This is a genomic window from Actinophytocola glycyrrhizae, from assembly GCF_042653545.1.
Taxonomy (GTDB): Bacteria; Actinomycetota; Actinomycetes; order Mycobacteriales; family Pseudonocardiaceae; genus Actinophytocola; species Actinophytocola glycyrrhizae.
Genome location: NZ_JBHSIS010000006.1, coordinates 965,560 through 982,542, shown reverse-complemented (window position 1 = coordinate 982,542; position 16,983 = coordinate 965,560). Strand labels below are relative to the sequence as shown.

15 protein-coding genes are annotated in these 16,983 nt (G+C 68.9%); 7 read left to right on the top strand and 8 right to left on the bottom strand.

Annotation, left to right across the window (positions count from 1 at the left end; genetic code table 11):
- Positions 1–32: 32 nt before the first annotated feature.
- The 8 genes from ACFPCV_RS15450 to rpmH all read right to left on the bottom strand — a co-directional run bounded on the left by ACFPCV_RS15450 (position 33) and on the right by rpmH (position 5,521).
- Complete coding sequence (locus ACFPCV_RS15450) at positions 33–1,040, bottom strand: ParB/RepB/Spo0J family partition protein (protein ID WP_378056816.1); 1,008 nt, start codon at positions 1,038–1,040, stop codon at positions 33–35.
- 4 nt (positions 1,041–1,044) lie between these two features.
- Positions 1,045–1,944, bottom strand: a complete 900-nt coding sequence (locus ACFPCV_RS15445) for a ParA family protein (protein WP_378056947.1) — start codon at positions 1,942–1,944, stop codon at positions 1,045–1,047.
- Positions 1,945–2,083: 139 nt separating this feature from the next.
- Complete coding sequence (gene rsmG, locus ACFPCV_RS15440) at positions 2,084–2,701, bottom strand: 16S rRNA (guanine(527)-N(7))-methyltransferase RsmG (protein WP_378056815.1); 618 nt, start codon at positions 2,699–2,701, stop codon at positions 2,084–2,086.
- Between the two features lie 125 nt (positions 2,702–2,826).
- Positions 2,827–3,402, bottom strand: a complete 576-nt coding sequence (locus ACFPCV_RS15435; RefSeq protein WP_378056814.1) for a Jag family protein — start codon at positions 3,400–3,402, stop codon at positions 2,827–2,829.
- Between the two features lie 34 nt (positions 3,403–3,436).
- Positions 3,437–4,549: a membrane protein insertase YidC gene (yidC, locus tag ACFPCV_RS15430; RefSeq protein WP_378056813.1), complete on the bottom strand. Its 1,113-nt coding sequence runs from the start codon at positions 4,547–4,549 to the stop codon at positions 3,437–3,439.
- Positions 4,550–4,554: 5 nt separating this feature from the next.
- Positions 4,555–4,917 carry a membrane protein insertion efficiency factor YidD gene (gene yidD, locus ACFPCV_RS15425; protein ID WP_378056812.1) on the bottom strand — a complete coding sequence of 121 codons (363 nt, stop codon included), beginning with the start codon at positions 4,915–4,917 and terminating at the stop codon, positions 4,555–4,557.
- Positions 4,914–5,381, bottom strand: a complete 468-nt coding sequence (rnpA, locus tag ACFPCV_RS15420) for a ribonuclease P protein component (protein WP_378056811.1) — start codon at positions 5,379–5,381, stop codon at positions 4,914–4,916. The genes yidD and rnpA overlap by 4 nt, the downstream gene beginning before the upstream one ends.
- A 2-nt stretch (positions 5,382–5,383) precedes the next feature.
- Positions 5,384–5,521, bottom strand: coding sequence for a 50S ribosomal protein L34 (rpmH, locus tag ACFPCV_RS15415; RefSeq protein ID WP_184810885.1), 138 nt, complete (start codon positions 5,519–5,521; stop codon positions 5,384–5,386).
- Positions 5,522–5,942: 421 nt separating this feature from the next.
- Between rpmH and dnaA the strand changes: the two genes are divergently transcribed.
- The 7 genes from dnaA to gyrA all read left to right on the top strand — a co-directional run bounded on the left by dnaA (position 5,943) and on the right by gyrA (position 16,923).
- Positions 5,943–7,610, top strand: a complete 1,668-nt coding sequence (gene dnaA / locus ACFPCV_RS15410) for a chromosomal replication initiator protein DnaA (protein ID WP_378056810.1) — start codon at positions 5,943–5,945, stop codon at positions 7,608–7,610.
- Between the two features lie 563 nt (positions 7,611–8,173).
- Positions 8,174–9,307 (top strand): DNA polymerase III subunit beta, encoded by a 1,134-nt coding sequence (gene dnaN, locus ACFPCV_RS15405; RefSeq protein ID WP_378056809.1) that lies wholly within the window; start codon positions 8,174–8,176, stop codon positions 9,305–9,307.
- Positions 9,304–10,251: a phosphogluconate dehydrogenase (NAD(+)-dependent, decarboxylating) gene (gene gnd, locus ACFPCV_RS15400; protein WP_378056946.1), complete on the top strand. Its 948-nt coding sequence runs from the start codon at positions 9,304–9,306 to the stop codon at positions 10,249–10,251. Before dnaN ends, gnd begins: the two co-directional genes overlap by 4 nt.
- 45 nt (positions 10,252–10,296) lie before the next feature.
- Positions 10,297–11,448 carry a DNA replication/repair protein RecF gene (gene recF / locus ACFPCV_RS15395; RefSeq protein WP_378056808.1) on the top strand — a complete coding sequence of 384 codons (1,152 nt, stop codon included), beginning with the start codon at positions 10,297–10,299 and terminating at the stop codon, positions 11,446–11,448.
- A 64-nt stretch (positions 11,449–11,512) separates the two neighbouring features.
- Positions 11,513–12,145, top strand: a complete 633-nt coding sequence (locus tag ACFPCV_RS15390) for a DciA family protein (RefSeq protein ID WP_378056945.1) — start codon at positions 11,513–11,515, stop codon at positions 12,143–12,145.
- 197 nt (positions 12,146–12,342) lie between these two features.
- Complete coding sequence (gene gyrB / locus ACFPCV_RS15385) at positions 12,343–14,310, top strand: DNA topoisomerase (ATP-hydrolyzing) subunit B (RefSeq protein ID WP_378056807.1); 1,968 nt, start codon at positions 12,343–12,345, stop codon at positions 14,308–14,310.
- Between the two features lie 27 nt (positions 14,311–14,337).
- Positions 14,338–16,923, top strand: a complete 2,586-nt coding sequence (gyrA, locus tag ACFPCV_RS15380; protein WP_378056806.1) for a DNA gyrase subunit A — start codon at positions 14,338–14,340, stop codon at positions 16,921–16,923.
- The last annotated feature ends 60 nt before the right edge of the window (positions 16,924–16,983 follow it).

Sequence of the window (16,983 nt, the reverse complement as noted above, 5' to 3'; positions counted from 1 at the left end):
CCGGAGAGCAATCGTCACCGTGACATAAGGGGCTAGTATGATCCCTCATCCTCGTCACGTGTCCGGTTTGCCCCATTTTTTGCCATCAGTTGCACGATCCGCTCAAGATCGTCCACCGACCCGAACTCGACCACGATTTTGCCCTTGCGCTTGCCGAGTTCGACCTTCACGCGGGTGTCGAACGTGTTGGAGAGCCGGTCCGCCACGTCCTGCAGACCGGGGGCCTGCATCGGCTTGCGCTGCGGGCCCGCCTTCTGCTTCGCGGGCGCCTGGCCCTTGAGGAGCACGACCGCCTCCTCGGTGGCCCGCACCGACAACCCTTCGGCGACGATCCGGGCGGCCAGCTCCTCCTGCTGACCGGCGTCCTCGAGACCGAGCAACGCACGGGCGTGCCCGGAGGAGAGGACCCCGGCGGCGACCCGGCGCTGCACCGCGAGGGGGAGCTTCAACAGCCGGATCGTGTTCGTGATGACCGGACGGCTGCGCCCGATGCGGGAGGCCAGCTCGTCGTGGGTGACGGCGAACTCCTCGAGCAGCTGCTGGTACGCCGCCGCTTCCTCCAGCGGGTTCAACTGCACGCGGTGGATGTTCTCCAGCAGCGCGTCCCGCAGCATCGCCTCGTCGGCGGTCTGCCGGACGATGGCCGGGATCTTGCCCAGCTCCGCGCGCTGGGCGGCCCGCAGCCGCCGCTCGCCCATGACGAGCTCATAGGAGTCGTCACCGAGCTCGCGAACCACGATGGGCTGCATGAGCCCGAACTCGCGGATCGAGTGCTCCAGTTCGGCGAGCGCGTCCTCGTCGAAGACCTGGCGAGGCTGCTTCGGGTTGGCCTTGATCGCGTCGATCGCGACCTCGCGGTACACCGCGCCCGCGACCGCGCCACTTGGCGGGGCAGGCGCCTCCTCCTGCACAGGTGCGGCCGCGGGCTTCGGCCGCGGCGCGGTCGGCAGCTTCATCGCGCTGCTGCCCGACCCGTCCGCCGGTCCCTGCGGGATCAGTGCCGCGAGACCCCGGCCAAGACCACCCTTGCGCTCACTCATGCTTCTACTCCTCGCCGAAACCGCGTTCGGCCATTTCCCGTGCCGCGTCCAGATAGCTCATCGAACCCCGCGAACCGGGGTCGTACGCGAGCACCGTCTGCCCGAAGCCGGGTGCCTCGGACACCTTCACACTCCTGGGGATCACAGTACGCAAGACGGTCGCGCCGAAGTGCTTCCGCACCTCCGAGGTCACCTGATCGGCGAGCTTCGTGCGCCCGTCGTACATGGTGAGCAGGATGGTCGAGACGTGCAGGTTCGGGTTGAGGTGGTTCTGCACCAGCTCGATGTTGCGGAGGAGCTGGGAGAGACCCTCCAGCGCGTAGTACTCGCACTGGATCGGGATCAGAACCTCCTCGGCGGCGACCATCGCGTTGACGGTCAGCAGGCCGAGCGAGGGCGGGCAGTCGATGAACACGTAGTCCGGGTTCAGCTCATCGAACGCACCGGTCGGCAGCGCGGCCTTGAGCCGGGACTCGCGGCCCTCCATACCCACCAGCTCGATCTCCGCACCGGCGAGATCGATGGTCGCCGGCACGCAGTAGAGGTTGGGGGACTGGTCACTGACGGCGGCCGCGTCGGTGAGCGACACCTCGCCGAGGAGCACCTCGTAGATCGACGGCACGCCTGAGCGGTGGTCGACGCCGAGCGCCGTGCTCGCGTTGCCCTGCGGGTCGAGGTCGATGACGAGCACCTTCAACCCGTGCATGGCGAGCGCGGCAGCGAGGTTCACCGCGCTGGTCGTCTTGCCGACGCCACCCTTCTGGTTGGCGACCGTCAGGACACGACGTTTCACCGGCTTGGGCAGGTCGTGCTTGGGATGCAGCATGCGGGTCGCCCGCTCCGCCTCTTCGGCGATCGGCGTCCACCCGGAGACGGCGGTCGCTGCCTCGACGGTCTCGTGCATGGTTTCGCTGGCGCCCTGAACATCGTGGCGTCCGGTCATCGGTGGCTGCACCTCGCCTCGCTCGGCACGACTGTGTCTGATGATCGCCTCGCAAGCTCGGCGATTTCGTGCGGTTTCACGTGAAACAATCCTCGCTCCGTCACTTCTTGCTCCGCCGCGGAGCACGTTCGCGCGCGCCCTTGGCAGGGGCAGAACGTGTCACCACGATGATGGTCGTAGGGACCGCGAGCAGGTCGGCGCCACACCGTTCGATCACCGGAACCGAACCACCCGTGCGGGCCACAGCGCCGCCATCACGTGCCGCTTCCTCCTCGGCACTTTCCCCCTTGAGTGCGATGAGCCGACCGCCCTGCCGGAGCAGGGGAGCGCTCCACGCCCACAGACGAGCAAGCGGCGCGACCGCTCGCGCGATGACAACATCGGCATCCGCGAGCTGCTGCTTGATGGCCTTCTCTTCCGCGCGGCCCCGAACCACACTTGCGGACAGCGCAAGAGTATCGACGACTTCGGTCAGCCACGCCACTCGACGAGCCATCGGTTCCAACAATGTGATGTCGAGATCGGGCCGGGCGAGGCAGAGGGGCACGCCGGGCAGTCCGGCGCCCGAGCCGAGGTCCACCACACGGGCGCCTTCGGGGATCGCCTCGGCGACGACGGCCGAGTTCAGGAGGTGCCGGTCCCAGAGGCGCTCGACCTCACGGGGTCCGATCAACCCTCGTTCTACGCCGACGGCGGCGAGCAGTTCTGCGAACTGCACCGCCGCCGTCAGAGTGTCACCAAAAACTGTTGTAGCGGTCTCCGGGGGCGGAGACGCGGACGGCGTCTCGGCCAACCGAATGCCACCCTTCTTGAGTTAGTAGTAGCGATGTTTCACGTGAAACGTCAGGGCTTGGGGAACACGACGACCCGGCGCCGCGGGTCCTCGCCCTCGCTCTCGCTGTGGACCCCCTCGATGGCGGCGACCGCGTCGTGTACGACCTTGCGCTCGAACGGGGTCATCGGCTGCAGGCGAACCTTCTCGCCGTCCGCCAGCACCCGCTCCGCCGTCGCACGACCGAGGTCCTTCAGCTCCTGGCGACGGTCCGCACGCCAACCCGCGACGTCCAGCATGAGCCGGCTACGCGTGCCGGTCTCCTGCTGCACGGCGAGCCGGGTCAGCTCCTGCAGCGCCTCGAGCACGTTGCCGCGCGGGCCGACGAGCTTCTCCAGATCGTCACCGCCGTCGATGCTCACGACCGCGCGGCCGGCCTCGACGTCGAGATCGATGTCCCCGTCGTAGTCGACGAGGTCGAGCAGGCGCTCGAGGTAGTCCCCAGCGATGTCGCCCTCGCGGACGAGCAGGTCCTCACCCGACGGCCCCCGGTCACCGTCCTCGGCAACCCCGTCGGTTGGCTGTTCATCGGCGTCGGTGTCCACCGCTTCGCGGTCGGCATCCGACTCCTGCACCGTCTCCGGCACGACTTCTCCTCTCCAGGTCCGGATCAGCTTCGCGTCAGCGCTTCTTCCGGCCTGTGTTCTTATTGCGGGAACGGTCTGCGCTCAGACCGGAATCGGTGGAGCCGTCCGTGTTCGCGACGCCGTTCGGGGACGCTGAACCGGTCGACTTGGTGGTGCCGTTCGCCTTGGGGCGCGCGGTGCCCGCCGCCTTCGCGTTCGGCGCGGGCTTCGCACCGGGGGAGGACTTCTTGGCGGTACCGGCCGCCTTGGCGTTCGGGGCCGGCTTCACACCAGGGGCGGGCGCGGCGCCCGGCCGCTTCTTGGTCTGGTCCGGCTTGGCACCCGGCTTCGGCGCGAGGGTGGTCCGCTTCTCGATGGCCGCGCTCTTCTTCTCCTCTTCCTCGCGGTCGATGCGGCGGTAGACGAGCTTCTGCTGCATCAGCGTCCAGGTGTTGTTGGACAGCCAGTAGAGGAGCAGGCCGATCGGGAAGAAGAAGCCGAACACGAGCACACCCAGCGGGAAGATGTACAGGGTCAGCTTGTTCATGATCGCGGTCTGCGCGGTCGCCGCCTCGGGGTTCTGGCGCTGGACCGAGTGCCGCGCGGTCAGGTGCGTCAGGACGCTCGCCAGGATCATGAGCGGGACCGACACGATGATGACCGAGGTGCGGTCCGCGCCGAGCGCCTGCATCTGGTCCATCGGTTGCGTGATGAAGTTCGACAGACCCGCACCGAAGAGCTTCGCGTCGATGTACGACGCGACGCCCTGCTCGTCGAAGAAGTAGTTCTCCGTGTGCCCCGGCTGGAACGAGCGCAGCACGTGGAACAGACCGATGAACACCGGGATCTGCAGCAGCATCGGCAGGCAGCCACCGAGCGGGCTGAACCCGTGCTCGCGCTGGAGCTTCTGCATCTCCTGCGCCTGGCGCTGCCGGTCGTTCGCGTACTTCTTCTGGATCTTCTTGATCTCGGGCGCGAACTCCTGCATGGACCGCATCGAGCGGACCTGCTTCACGAACGGCTTGAACATGATCGCTCGCAGCGTCCACACCAGGAAGACGATGCCGAGCGCCCAGGCGACACCGCTGGCCTCACCGAACACGTGCCCGAACACCCAGTGCCAGCACCAGAGGATGAACGACACGGGGTAGTAGATGAAGTCGAGCACGAGAGCTACTCCTTGGCGGCAGAGTGGTGTTCCTGGCCGGCCGCGGCCGGCGCTTCGAGGTCTTCGTTCGCGGAGCCTGCGGAGCGAACCGTCGGGCTCTGTTTCTCCGGCACCGGGTCGTACCCGCCGGGGTGCCACGGCCCGCACCGGAGCAGTCTGCGCACGGTGAGCCAGAAGCCGCGCAGCGCGCCGTGGGTCGTGAGTGCCTCGACGGCGTACGCGCTACAGCTCGGCTCGAACCGGCAGCTGGGGGGAAGCACCGGCGAGATCCACCGCCGGTAGAAGTTGACGGGCACCAGCAGCACCCGCGCCACCGGGCCCGGTCGCCGCGTCGCGGTTCCGTGCTCGGTGTCGTGCGTGGTGGTCACTGGGCACCGCCGGTCGCAGTGTCGGTCTGTTTGTCGGTCGCGGTGCCGCTGTCCCCGTTGGCGCGACAGAGCCGCAGCCGTCGGAAGGCGGAGTCGATGTCGCCGCCGAGTTCTGCGCTCGCCGCCGAAGCAGCGGATGGCAGCGCCCGCACCACCAACGTGCAACCCGGACGTACGGTTCCCAGCCGGTCCCGCACGACGTGGCGAAGGCGGCGGGCGACCCGGTGGCGAACCACCGAGTTGCCCACCGCCTTGCTGACCACGAACCCGACCCGGGGCACCGCACCGGCGTCGGTCATGACTGGGTCGACCTTGACCGCGTCGATCCCGAGCGCGCCGAAACCAGCGACCTCCTCGGCCGTGATGGCGTGCACGACGAGCCTGGGGCGCCCAGCACGACGCCCCTTTCTGGTCACGAGCCGAAAGTTGTCGCTACCGGTCAGTCGACTGGGCGCGGGGAGCAAGCTCAGGCGGACAGGCTCTTGCGACCCTTGCGACGGCGAGCCGCGAGGATGGCCCGGCCGGCGCGGGTACGCATGCGCAGACGGAAACCGTGGGTCCGCGCCCGGCGGCGGTTGTTCGGCTGGAAAGTACGCTTGCTCACGGTTGAATCTCCCGATACTGGCTCGTCAAAGTACGTCGCGTCCCCGTCGCGGCCTTACGGCGCGCAGGACTCACCCACAACAGACGGGAGACCTTCACAGGGTACGCACCCGCGTCCGGCCGACGCACCCGGGGGTGCGTCGACACCGCTCGACGACACGCCGCGCACACTCGGTGCTTGCTTCCGGACATGCCTTGTGGCAGGGCCTGGCGCTTGTTAGCGTGCGTGCTCTTGGTTGGCCAGTCGGGAGTGGGAGCCCAAGTTACGGCAGGCCCTCCGACGGGTTCCGCTGCGGCCCGCCGTACCTTCGTGCACAGTTGTGGACAACTTGTGGATGCCGCTCGTACGTCGGGTCGTGTCCGCCACGGCTGAGGGGGTCGCAGTGATGGTGCATGGCCAACGAGGGGAGGGGAGCTCGTAGGTGTCCGAGCAGCAGATGAACCTGAGTGTGGTGTGGGAGCAGGTCGTGCGGGAGTTGTCCGCAGGCACGCTCTCCCCGCAGCAGCGGGCGTGGATGCGGGTGACCCGGCCCATCGGTTTGCTGGATGGCACCGCGCTGCTCGCGGCACCGAGCGACTTCGCGAAGGACGCGATCGAACGGGCGCTCCGCGACCCGATCACCGACGCGCTGTCACGCAGGCTCGGCCGCGTCGTCTCACTGGCCGTGAAGGTCGACCCCATGGGCTCGAAGCCCGCCCTGCCGCCCGTCGTCGTGCCACCGGTGCCGGGGCCGCCGCGTGGTGGCCCGTCGGCGCCGCCGCCACCACCGATGCCGCCCCAGCCGCGACCGGGCACCCCCCGGCCGGGGGTCGGCTCGCTCGTCGAGCAGACGCTGGTGATGGCGCCGATCCCCGCGGTGGACCGCAACAGCACTAATAACACTGAGAAGCCTCCCGGCCACCGCGACAACAACGCGGCGGACAACGCCGACAACGAGGAGGTGGACGAGGTCGGCGACGCGCTCGCCACCGTCCACGAGATCTGGCCGCCGTACTCCGGTCAGCCGCCTGCCGCCGGGCAGCCGTTCACCGCGCCGGCACAGCCGCAGACCTCGAAGACCCGCCTGAACGAGAAGTACACGTTCGACACGTTCGTCATCGGCGCGTCGAACCGGTTCGCGCACGCGGCCGCGGTCGCCGTCGCGGAAGCACCGGCCCGCGCGTACAACCCGTTGTTCATCTGGGGCGAGTCCGGGCTCGGCAAGACGCACCTGCTGCACGCGGTCGGCCACTACGCGCAGCGGCTGTTCCCCGGCATGCGCGTGCGGTACGTGTCGACCGAGGAGTTCACGAACGACTTCATCAACTCGCTGCGCGACGACCGCAAGGTCGCCTTCCAGCGGCGGTACCGCGACATCGACGTCCTGCTGGTGGACGACATCCAGTTCCTGGAGGGCAAGGAAGGCACCCAGGAGGAGTTCTTCCACACCTTCAACACGCTCCACAACGCGAACAAGCAGATCGTCGTGTCGTCCGACCGGCCGCCGAAGCGCCTGGAGACCCTCGAGGACCGGCTGCGCACGCGGTTCGAGTGGGGTCTGATCACCGACATCCAGCCGCCGGAGCTGGAGACGCGCATCGCGATCCTCCGCAAGAAGGCAGCGCAGGACCGCCTGGCCGCACCGGCCGAGGTGCTGGAGTTCATCGCGGCCCGCATCGAGCACAACATCCGCGAGCTGGAGGGTGCGCTCATCCGCGTCACCGCGTTCGCGTCGCTGAACCAGCAGCCGGTCGACGTGGGGCTCGCGGAGATCGTGCTGCGGGACCTGATCCCGGACTCGCAGGTGCCGGAGATCAGCGTCTCGACGATCATGGCCGTCACGGCCGAGTACTTCAGCGTCTCCCTCGACGACCTGTGCGGCCCCGGCAAGACCAAGGCGCTCGCACAGGCCCGCCAGATCTCCATGTACCTGTGCCGGGAGCTGACCGACCTGTCGCTGCCGAGGATCGGCCAGACCTTCGGCGGCCGCGACCACACGACCGTCATGCACGCGGAGAAGAAGATCCGCAAGGAGATGGCGGAGCGCCGTCGTGTCTACGACCAGGTCCAGGAACTCACCTCGCGCATCAAGCAACGCGCCCGCGGCTAGTACCGAACTCCCTTGTGCGGGCACGACGTTCCCCAACGTGTCGTGCCCGCCGCTGTGGTCTCCGTCGCACTCTCGGCCCGTCGTCACCCGGAAAGGGGATTCATGACCATCCCCAGCCCTGTGCACCACCTGGGGGCAGACCGGGTCCCTTCTGGGGAGCAGCCTGTGGACAACTGTGGAGCACCTGTGGAAGAACCTTGCACAGGGTCGAGTTGTCCACCGGGCCCCCGAGTTGTCCACCGGTTGCACCCAGGCTCTGCCCACAGGCGCCGACACGTCGCGACGTGCGCGTATGAGGTCTGTCCACACAATCCACAGGACCTACTACTACGACTGTTTTTATCTCTAAGGGTTATCAACAAAAGAAAAACAGGGGCGGCGGGTTCGCGAGCGAGCGTCGCGTCGCGGAGGCACTCGGACGGCAGGGCCCGGGTGGAGCGGGCGATCCGCACGCTCTACGGTGGCGAGACACGTCTGGTGCTTTGCGGAGCTTGCGGAGCAAACATCGAGGTCGCTCGAGGCGGCCCTTGCTTGCCTGTCCCTCGTGTCTGGAAAGGACTCTCATGAAGATCCGCGTCGAGCGCGACGGTCTCGCCGACGCCGTCGCCTGGGTCGCGCGTTCGCTGCCGACCCGGCCGCCGGTTCCCGTTCTCGGCGGGATCCTCCTGGACGCGAGTGGTTCCGACGGGTTGACGATCTCCGGCTTCGACTACGAGGTCTCGGCGACCGTCGGTGTCGCGGCGACGATCGCGGACGGCGGCCGGACCCTCGTGTCCGGCCGGTTGCTCGCCGACATCACGAAGTCCCTTCCTGCGCAACCGGTCGAGATCCTCGTCGAGGGCTCCCGGGTCTCGATCGCCTGTGGCAGCGCGAAGTTCTCGCTCCCGACGATGCCGGTCGAGGACTACCCGCAGCTCCCCGCGATGCCGCCGCACGCCGGTCAGCTGGCCGGTGAGGTGTTCGGGCTCGCGGTCAGCCAGGTCGCCGTCGCCGCGGGCAAGGACGACACGCTCCCGATGCTGACCGGTGTCCGCGTGGAGATCTCGGGCGACAAGCTGACGCTCGTGGCGACCGACCGCTTCCGGCTCGCGATGCGTGAGTTCCCGTGGCAGCCGGACGAGAGCCTCTCGTCCGCCGGTGAGATCGCGGTGCTCGTCCCGGCACGCACGCTGGCCGACGCGGCGAAGGCGCTCGGCACGTCCGGCAAGACCGTCGAGATCGCGCTGTCCCCGAGCGACGGGCTCATCGGGCTGTCCGGCGGCGGCCGCCGCACCACCAGCCGGCTCCTCGACACGGAGTTCCCGCGCTACCGCCAGCTGCTGCCCTCCGAGCAGACCGCGGCCGCGATCATCGACGTCCCCCCGCTCGTCGAGGCGATCAAGCGCGTGTCGCTGGTCGCCGAGCGCGGCACCCAGGTCCGGCTCGAGTTCGCCGACGGCGGGCTGCGCCTGTCCGCGGGCGGCGACGACGAGGGGTCCGCGGAGGAGGAGCTGTCGGTCGAGTACACCGGCGAGCCGGTGACCATCGCGTTCAACCCCGGCTTCCTCCAGGAGGGGCTCGGCGCGCTGCACGCCGACCGCGCGGAGCTGTCCTTCACCACCCCCAGCCGTCCGGCGCTGATCAAGCCCGTGGGCGAGGATGGGAACGTCGTTCCCGGGTACCTGCACCTGCTGATGCCGGTGCGGTTGCCCGGCTGACCGGTTCCCACGCCCAGGAGGAGAAACCAATGCAGCTCGGTCTCGTCGGTCTCGGCCGGATGGGCTTCAACATGCGCGAGCGGTTGCGCGCGGCAGGCCACGAGGTGGTCGGCTACGACCGCAACCCGGACGTGAGCGACAGCGAGTCGCTGGCCGACATGGTGTCGAAGCTGTCCGCGCCGCGTGCGGTCTGGGTGATGGTGCCCGCGGGCGAGCCGACGCGGCAGACCATCGCGGAGCTTCGTGACCTGCTCGCCGACGGTGACGTCGTGATCGACGGCGGCAACTCCCGCTTCTCCGATGACACGCGCAACGCCGCGCTGCTCGCGGAGAACGGGATCGCCTACCTCGACTGCGGTGTGTCCGGTGGCGTGTGGGGCAAGGACAACGGCTACGCCCTGATGGTCGGCGGGGACGCGAAGGACGTCGAGCGCGTGCTGCCGATCTTCGACGCGCTGCGGCCGGAGGGCCCGCGCGAGGAGGGCTTCGCGCACGCGGGCGCCGTCGGTGCGGGCCACTACGCGAAGATGATCCACAACGGCATCGAGTACGGCCTGATGCAGGCCTACGCCGAGGGCTTCGAGCTGCTGGAGGCCGCGAAGGTCATCGAGGACGTGCCCTCGGTGGTCAAGGCGTGGCAGCGTGGCACGGTCGTCCGGTCCTGGCTACTCGACCTGCTGGTGCGCGCGCTCGACAACGACCCGGAGCTCGACGACCTGCGCGGGTACGTGGAGGACTCTGGCGAGGGCCGGTGGACCGTCGAGGAGGCGATCAACCTCGCCGTGCCCGCGCCGGTGATCTCGGCCGCGCTGTTCGCCCGGTTCCGTTCGCGGCAGGACGACTCGCCCGCGATGCGTGCGGTCGCCTCGCTGCGCAACCAGTTCGGCGGGCACGCTGTGCAGTCCGCGGGACCGACCTCGGGCTCGGGCAGCACGCAGGGCTGAGGTGGCCGAGCGGAGCGAACGTCGTCATCGAGCGGAGCTTGCGGAGTGTACGTCCGGCACCTACAGGTCACGGACTTCCGCTCGTGGGAGCACGCCGACCTGGAACTCGAACCGGGACCGGCGGTGCTCGTCGGGCAGAACGGCCAGGGCAAGACCAACCTCGTCGAGGCACTCGGCTACGCGGCGACGCTCGGCTCGCACCGGGTCGCGACCGACGCGCCGCTGATCCGGCACGGGTGTTCCCGGGCGATCGTGCGGACCGCGGTCGTCAACGAGGGCCGCGAGCTGACGATCGAGCTGGAGATCACCGCGGGCAAGGCGAACCGCGCGCGGGTGAACCGGGGGCCGGTGCCCAGGACCAGGGACGTGCTGGGGATCCTGCGCACGGTCCTGTTCGCGCCGGAGGACCTGGCGCTCGTGCGCGGCGACCCCGGTGAGCGGCGCCGGTTCCTCGACGAGCTGCTGGTGTTGCGGACGCCGAGGTACGCCGGGGTCCGCGCGGACTACGACCGGGTGCTGCGGCAGCGCAACGCGTTGCTGAAGTCGTCCGGCCACGCCAGGCGCGCGGGTTCGGGGCGCGGTGACGCCCTGGGGACCCTGGACGTGTGGGACGGGCACCTCGCCCGGCACGGCGCCGAGCTGCTCGCGGCCAGGCTGGACCTGGTCGCGGACCTCGCGCCGCACCTCACGGCCGCGTACGCGGGGGTCGCGCCGGAGTCCCGGCCCGCGACGATCCGGTACCGGTCGGGGATCGCGGACCTGTTCCCCGCCGAGTACGGCACGACCGGGCGCGCCGACCGGGAGGTGCTGACCGACGCGCTGCTCGCGGCGATGGTCGCGCACCGCGACCAGGAGCTGGACCGCGGTGTGAGCCTCGTCGGCCCGCACCGCGACGAGCTGGAGCTGACGCTGGACCGGCACCCGGCGAAGGGGTACGCGTCGCACGGCGAGTCGTGGTCGTTCGCGCTCGCGCTGCGGCTCGCGTCCTACGAGCTGTTGCGGGAGGACGGCGGGGAACCGGTGCTCGTGCTCGACGACGTGTTCGCGGAGCTGGACCGGCGAAGACGCGAACGGCTCGCGGAGGTCTCGCTCGCGGCCGAACAGGTGCTCGTGACCGCCGCCGTGCCGGAGGACGTGCCGGCCGAGCTGACCGGTGCCCGCTACCTTGTTTCCGACGGGGAGGTCCGCCGTGAGTGATCACCGGAGAGTGACGGCGCGTGGTGTGACGACCCCCACATCTGGGGACAAACCTGTGGATAGTGTGGATAACGCCGATGCTCGGCGCCCGCCAGCCACCCCCGGGCGGCCGAAAACCGGCGATCTGGCCGCCCCGGCGGGGAGCGACGGCGACGGCAACCCTCGATCAGACACGCAGAGTGACCATCAGCAGCTCCGTGGTCCGGACCTCGCGCGTGCCGCGCTGGCCGCCGCGCGGGCGGCGTCGGGCGGCCCGGAGGCGAAGAAGAACAAGGTCGTGCGGCGCGGTGCCGGCGCGGTCAACCGGCGGCGGCGCCGGTGGTCGGGCGCGGGTGCCGACGAGCGCGACCCGCAGCCGCTCGGGCGCATCGCGTCCCGCGTCGCACTCGAACGCGGGTGGTCCGGCCGGCTCACGACCGGCAGGCTGTTCGACCGGTGGAGCCAGATCGTCGGCGAGGAGGTCGCCGAGCACGCGCAGCCCGTCGAGCTGAAGGGCGGTGAGCTGACCGTGCAGGCCGACTCGACGGCGTGGGCGACGCAGCTGCGCCTGCTCCAGAAGCAGCTGCTGGCGAAGATCGCCGGCGGGGTGGGTCACGACGTGGTCAAACGGCTGAAAGTACTGGGCCCAACGGCCCCTAGCTGGCGGTTTGGCACACGGCACGTGCGTGGCCGCGGCCCGCGCGACACCTACGGGTGACTCCCGTTGGCGCTATCGGGCCGGAAGGTGTGAAATCCGCGAAGTAGGGCCCACGCAGGCGTACGGGGTCGGACGAGAGGCTGCCAGCGCGTCTGTGACGCGGCTAGGGGTGTGTTAGCCCCCTTCCACGGGCGCGCACCGGTATTATCTAGACAGGCGATCGGCTATGCCCTTTCCGGACAGGAGACACCCCGCCCGTGGCGACTAACAACCATGAATACAACGCGTCCTCCATCACGGTCCTGGAAGGCCTCGAAGCTGTTCGCAAGCGGCCCGGCATGTACATCGGGTCGACCGGCGAACGCGGTCTCCACCACCTGATCTGGGAGGTCGTGGACAACTCGGTCGACGAGGCGATGGCCGGGCACGCCACGAAGGTCGAGGTCACGCTGCTGGCCGACGGCGGCGTCCGGGTCATCGACGACGGCCGCGGCATCCCGGTCGAGATGCACCCCGTGCACGGCAAACCGACGATCGAGATCGTCATGACCCAGCTGCACGCGGGCGGCAAGTTCGACAGCGACAGCTACGCGGTCTCCGGCGGCCTGCACGGTGTGGGCATCTCGGTGGTCAACGCGCTGTCCACCAGGGTCGACCTCGAGGTGCACTACCGCGGCACGATCTGGCGCCAGAACTACTCGCGCTCCGTGCCCGGCCCCCTCACCGAGCACGGCCCGACCGAGAGCACCGGCACGTCGGTGACCTTCTGGGCCGACGACGAGATCTTCGAGACCACCACGTACAACGCCGAGACCATCGCGCGCAGGCTCCAGGAGATGGCCTTCCTCAACAAGGGCCTGACCATCTCGCTGCGTGACGAGCGGGTGACCGAGGAGGAGACCCACGAGGACGCCGACGGCCAGTCCGCGCGCGTCAAGGACCGGGTGTACCACTACCCGGGCGGGCTCGAGGACTTCGTCAAGCACATCAACCACACGCGCGAGTCGATCCACAACAACGTGATCGGGTTCGAGGCGAAGGGCGACGGCCTCGAGGTCGAGGTCGCCATGCAGTGGAACACCGGCTACAGCGAGTCGGTCTACACGTTCGCCAACACGATCAACACGGCCGAGGGCGGCACCCACGAGGAGGGTTTCCGCGCCGCGCTGACCCGCGTGGTCAACGTGTACGCGCGCGACAAGAAGCTGCTCAAGGAGAAGGACGCCAACCTCACCGGCGACGACGTGCGCGAGGGCCTCGCCGCGATCATCTCCATCAAGCTGGCCGAGCCGCAGTTCGAGGGCCAGACCAAGCAGAAGCTCGGCAACACCGAGGCGAAGACGTTCGTGCAGACCACCTGCAACGAGATGCTCGCCGACTGGTTCGAGCGCAACCCGTCCGACGCGCGCACGATCGTCAGCAAGGCGGTCGGCTCCGCGCAGGCGCGGATCGCGGCCCGCAAGGCCAAGGAGCTGGTCCGCCGCAAGGGCGCGCTCGACATCGGCGGCCTGCCCGGCAAGCTGAAGGACTGCCGCTCCACCAACCCGGAGGAGTGCGAGCTCTACATCGTGGAGGGCGACTCCGCGGGCGGCTCGGCCAAGGAGGGCCGCGAGTCCCGCTTCCAGGCGATCCTCCCGATCCGTGGCAAGATCATCAACGTCGAGAAGGCCAGGATCGACCGCGTTCTCAAGAACACCGAGGTCCAGAGCCTGATCACCGCGCTCGGCACGGGCATCCACGAGGACTTCGACGTGTCGAAGCTGCGCTACCACAAGATCGTGCTGATGGCGGACGCCGACGTCGACGGCCAGCACATCCGGACCCTGCTGCTGACGCTGCTGTTCCGCTTCATGCGCCCGCTCGTCGAACAGGGTTACGTCTACCTGGCGCAGCCGCCGCTGTACAAGATCAAGTGGCAGCGCGCGGAGCCGGAGTTCGCGTACTCCGACCGCGAGCGCGACGGACTGATGAAGGCCGGTCTCGAGGCGGGCAAGAAGATCAACAAGGATGACGGTGTCCAGCGGTACAAGGGTCTCGGCGAGATGAACGCCGACGAGCTGTGGGAGACCACGATGGACCCGGCGCACCGCCTGCTGCTCCAGGTCACGCTCGACGACGCGGCCACCGCCGACGAGCTGTTCAGCGTGCTGATGGGCGAGGACGTCGAGGCCCGCCGCTCGTTCATCACCCGCAACGCCAAGGACGTCCGCTTCCTCGACGTGTAGTCCGGGAACGCGTGTGAAAGGAATTTCGTGACCGAGACCTTGCCGCCCGTGCCACCGGACAACGACCGCACCGAGCCGGTCGACATCCAGCACGAGATGCAGCGCTCCTACATCGACTACGCGATGAGCGTCATCGTCAGCCGAGCGCTGCCGGATGTCCGGGACGGCCTCAAGCCGGTGCACCGGCGCGTCCTCTACTCCATGTACGACACCGGCCTGCGGCCGGAGCGCAGCCACGTCAAGTGCTCGCGCATCGTCGGCGACGTCATGGGTAACTACCACCCGCACGGCGACTCCGCGATCTACGACGCGCTGGTGCGGCTCGCGCAGCCGTGGTCGATGCGGTACCCGCTGATCGACGGACAGGGCAACTTCGGCTCACCGGGCAACGACCCGCAAGCCGCCATGCGCTACACCGAGGCGCGCATGACGCCCCTCGCGATGGCGATGCTGCAGGACATCACCGAGGAGACCGTCGACTTCTCGGACAACTACGACGGCAAGACGCAGGAGCCCGACGTCCTGCCGTCCCGCATCCCGAACCTGCTGGTCAACGGCAGCAACGGGATCGCGGTCGGCATGGCGACCAACATCCCGCCGCACAACCTGCGCGAGGTCGCGTCCGGCGTGGTGTGGGCCCTGGAGAACTGGGAGGCCTCCGACGACGAGACCCTGGCCGCGATGATGACGCGGATCAAGGGTCCCGACTTCCCGACGCACGCCCTGATCCTCGGCACGCAGGGCATCGAGGACGCCTACCGCACGGGCCGCGGCTCGATCCGCATGCGTGCGGTGGTCGAGGTCGACGAGGACGCCAAGGGCCGCACGGTCCTCATCGTCACCGAGCTGCCGTACCAGGTGAACCCGGACAACCTGATCGAGAACATCGCGAACCTGGTCCGCGACGGCAAGATCGGCGGCATCGCCAACGTCGACGACGAGTCGTCGAAGCGGGCGGGCATGCGGATCGTGATCACGCTCAAGCGGGACGCGGTCGCCAAGGTCGTGCTGAACAACCTGTACAAGCACACGCAGCTGCAGCACAACTTCGGCGTGAACATGCTGTCGCTGGTCGACGGGGTGCCGCGCACGCTGCGCCTCGACCAGATGATCCGGCACTACGTGCGCCACCAGGTCGAGGTCATCGTCCGGCGCACCCGCTACCGCCTGCGCAAGGCGGAGGAGCGGGCCCACATCCTGCGTGGTTACGTCAAGGCGCTCGACGCGCTCGACGAGGTCATCGCGCTGATCCGCCGCTCACCGACCGTCGACGAGGCCCGCACCGGCCTGATCGCGCTGCTCGCCGTCGACGAGATCCAGGCCAACGCCATCCTCGAGATGCAGCTGCGCCGCCTCGCCGCCCTCGAACGGCAGAAGATCATCGACGAGCTGGCCGAGATCGAGCGGATCATCGCCGACCTGCAGGACATCCTGGCCAAGCCCGAGCGCCAGCGGCTCATCGTCCGCGACGAGCTGATGGAGATCGTCGACAAGCACGGCGACGACCGGCGGACGAAGATCATCCCCTACGACGGCGACGTTTCCGTCGAGGACCTGATCGCGGTCGAGGACGTCGTCGTCACCATCACCCGCACCGGGTACGCGAAGCGCACCAAGACCGACCTGTACCGCGCGCAGAAACGTGGCGGCAAGGGCGTCCAGGGCGCGGGCCTGAAACAGGACGACATCGTGGCGCACTTCTTCGTGTGCTCCACCCACGACTGGATCCTGTTCTTCACCAACAAGGGCCGGGTGTACCGGGCGAAGGCGTACGAGCTGCCGGAGGCCAACCGCAACGCACGCGGCCAGCACGTCGCGAACCTGCTGGCGTTCCAGCCGGACGAGACGATCGCGCAGATCATCGAGATCAAGGACTACCAGGTCGCGCCGTACCTGGTGCTCGCGACCAAGAGCGGTCTCGTGAAGAAGAGCCGCCTGTCCGACTTCGACTCCAACCGCGCGGGCGGCCTCATCGGCATCAACCTGCGCGAGGACGACGAACTGGTCGGCGCGGTCCTGTGCTCGGCAGAGGACGACCTGCTCCTCGTGTCCGCGAGCGCCCAGTCCATCCGGTTCCACGCGAGCGACGAGGCACTGCGCCCCATGGGCCGCGCCACGTCCGGTGTGCTCGGCATGCGGTTCAACGAAGGCGACGAGCTGCTCACCCTCGGCGTGGTCCGGGAAGGCACGTTCCTGCTGGTCGCGACCAACCGCGGCTACGCGAAGCGCACGCCGATCGAGGACTACCCGGTCCAGGGCCGGGGCGGCAAGGGCGTGCTCACCGTTCAGTACGACAGCAAGCGTGGCAGGCTGGTGGGTGCAGTCATCGTCAGCGAGGACGACGAGCTGTACGCGATCACGTCCTCGGGCGGGGTCATCAGGACCACTGCCAGGGAGGTCCGCAAGGCGGGCAGGCAGACGAAGGGGGTGCGCCTCATGAACCTCGGGGACGGCACCAACCTGATCGCGATCGCCCGCAGCGCGGAGGACGTCAGCGAGAACGGCGAAGTGATCGACGGTGAATCACCGTCGGAAAGCAACGCCGGTGACGACCAAGGCGTCATCACCAACACAGCCGAGGACTCGAACGGCGAGCCGCCGGCAGAGTCGTAACAAGCCGCGAGACACGTAGGGGACCCGCGTGACACCACCTGACAAGCCCGGACGCTCCGG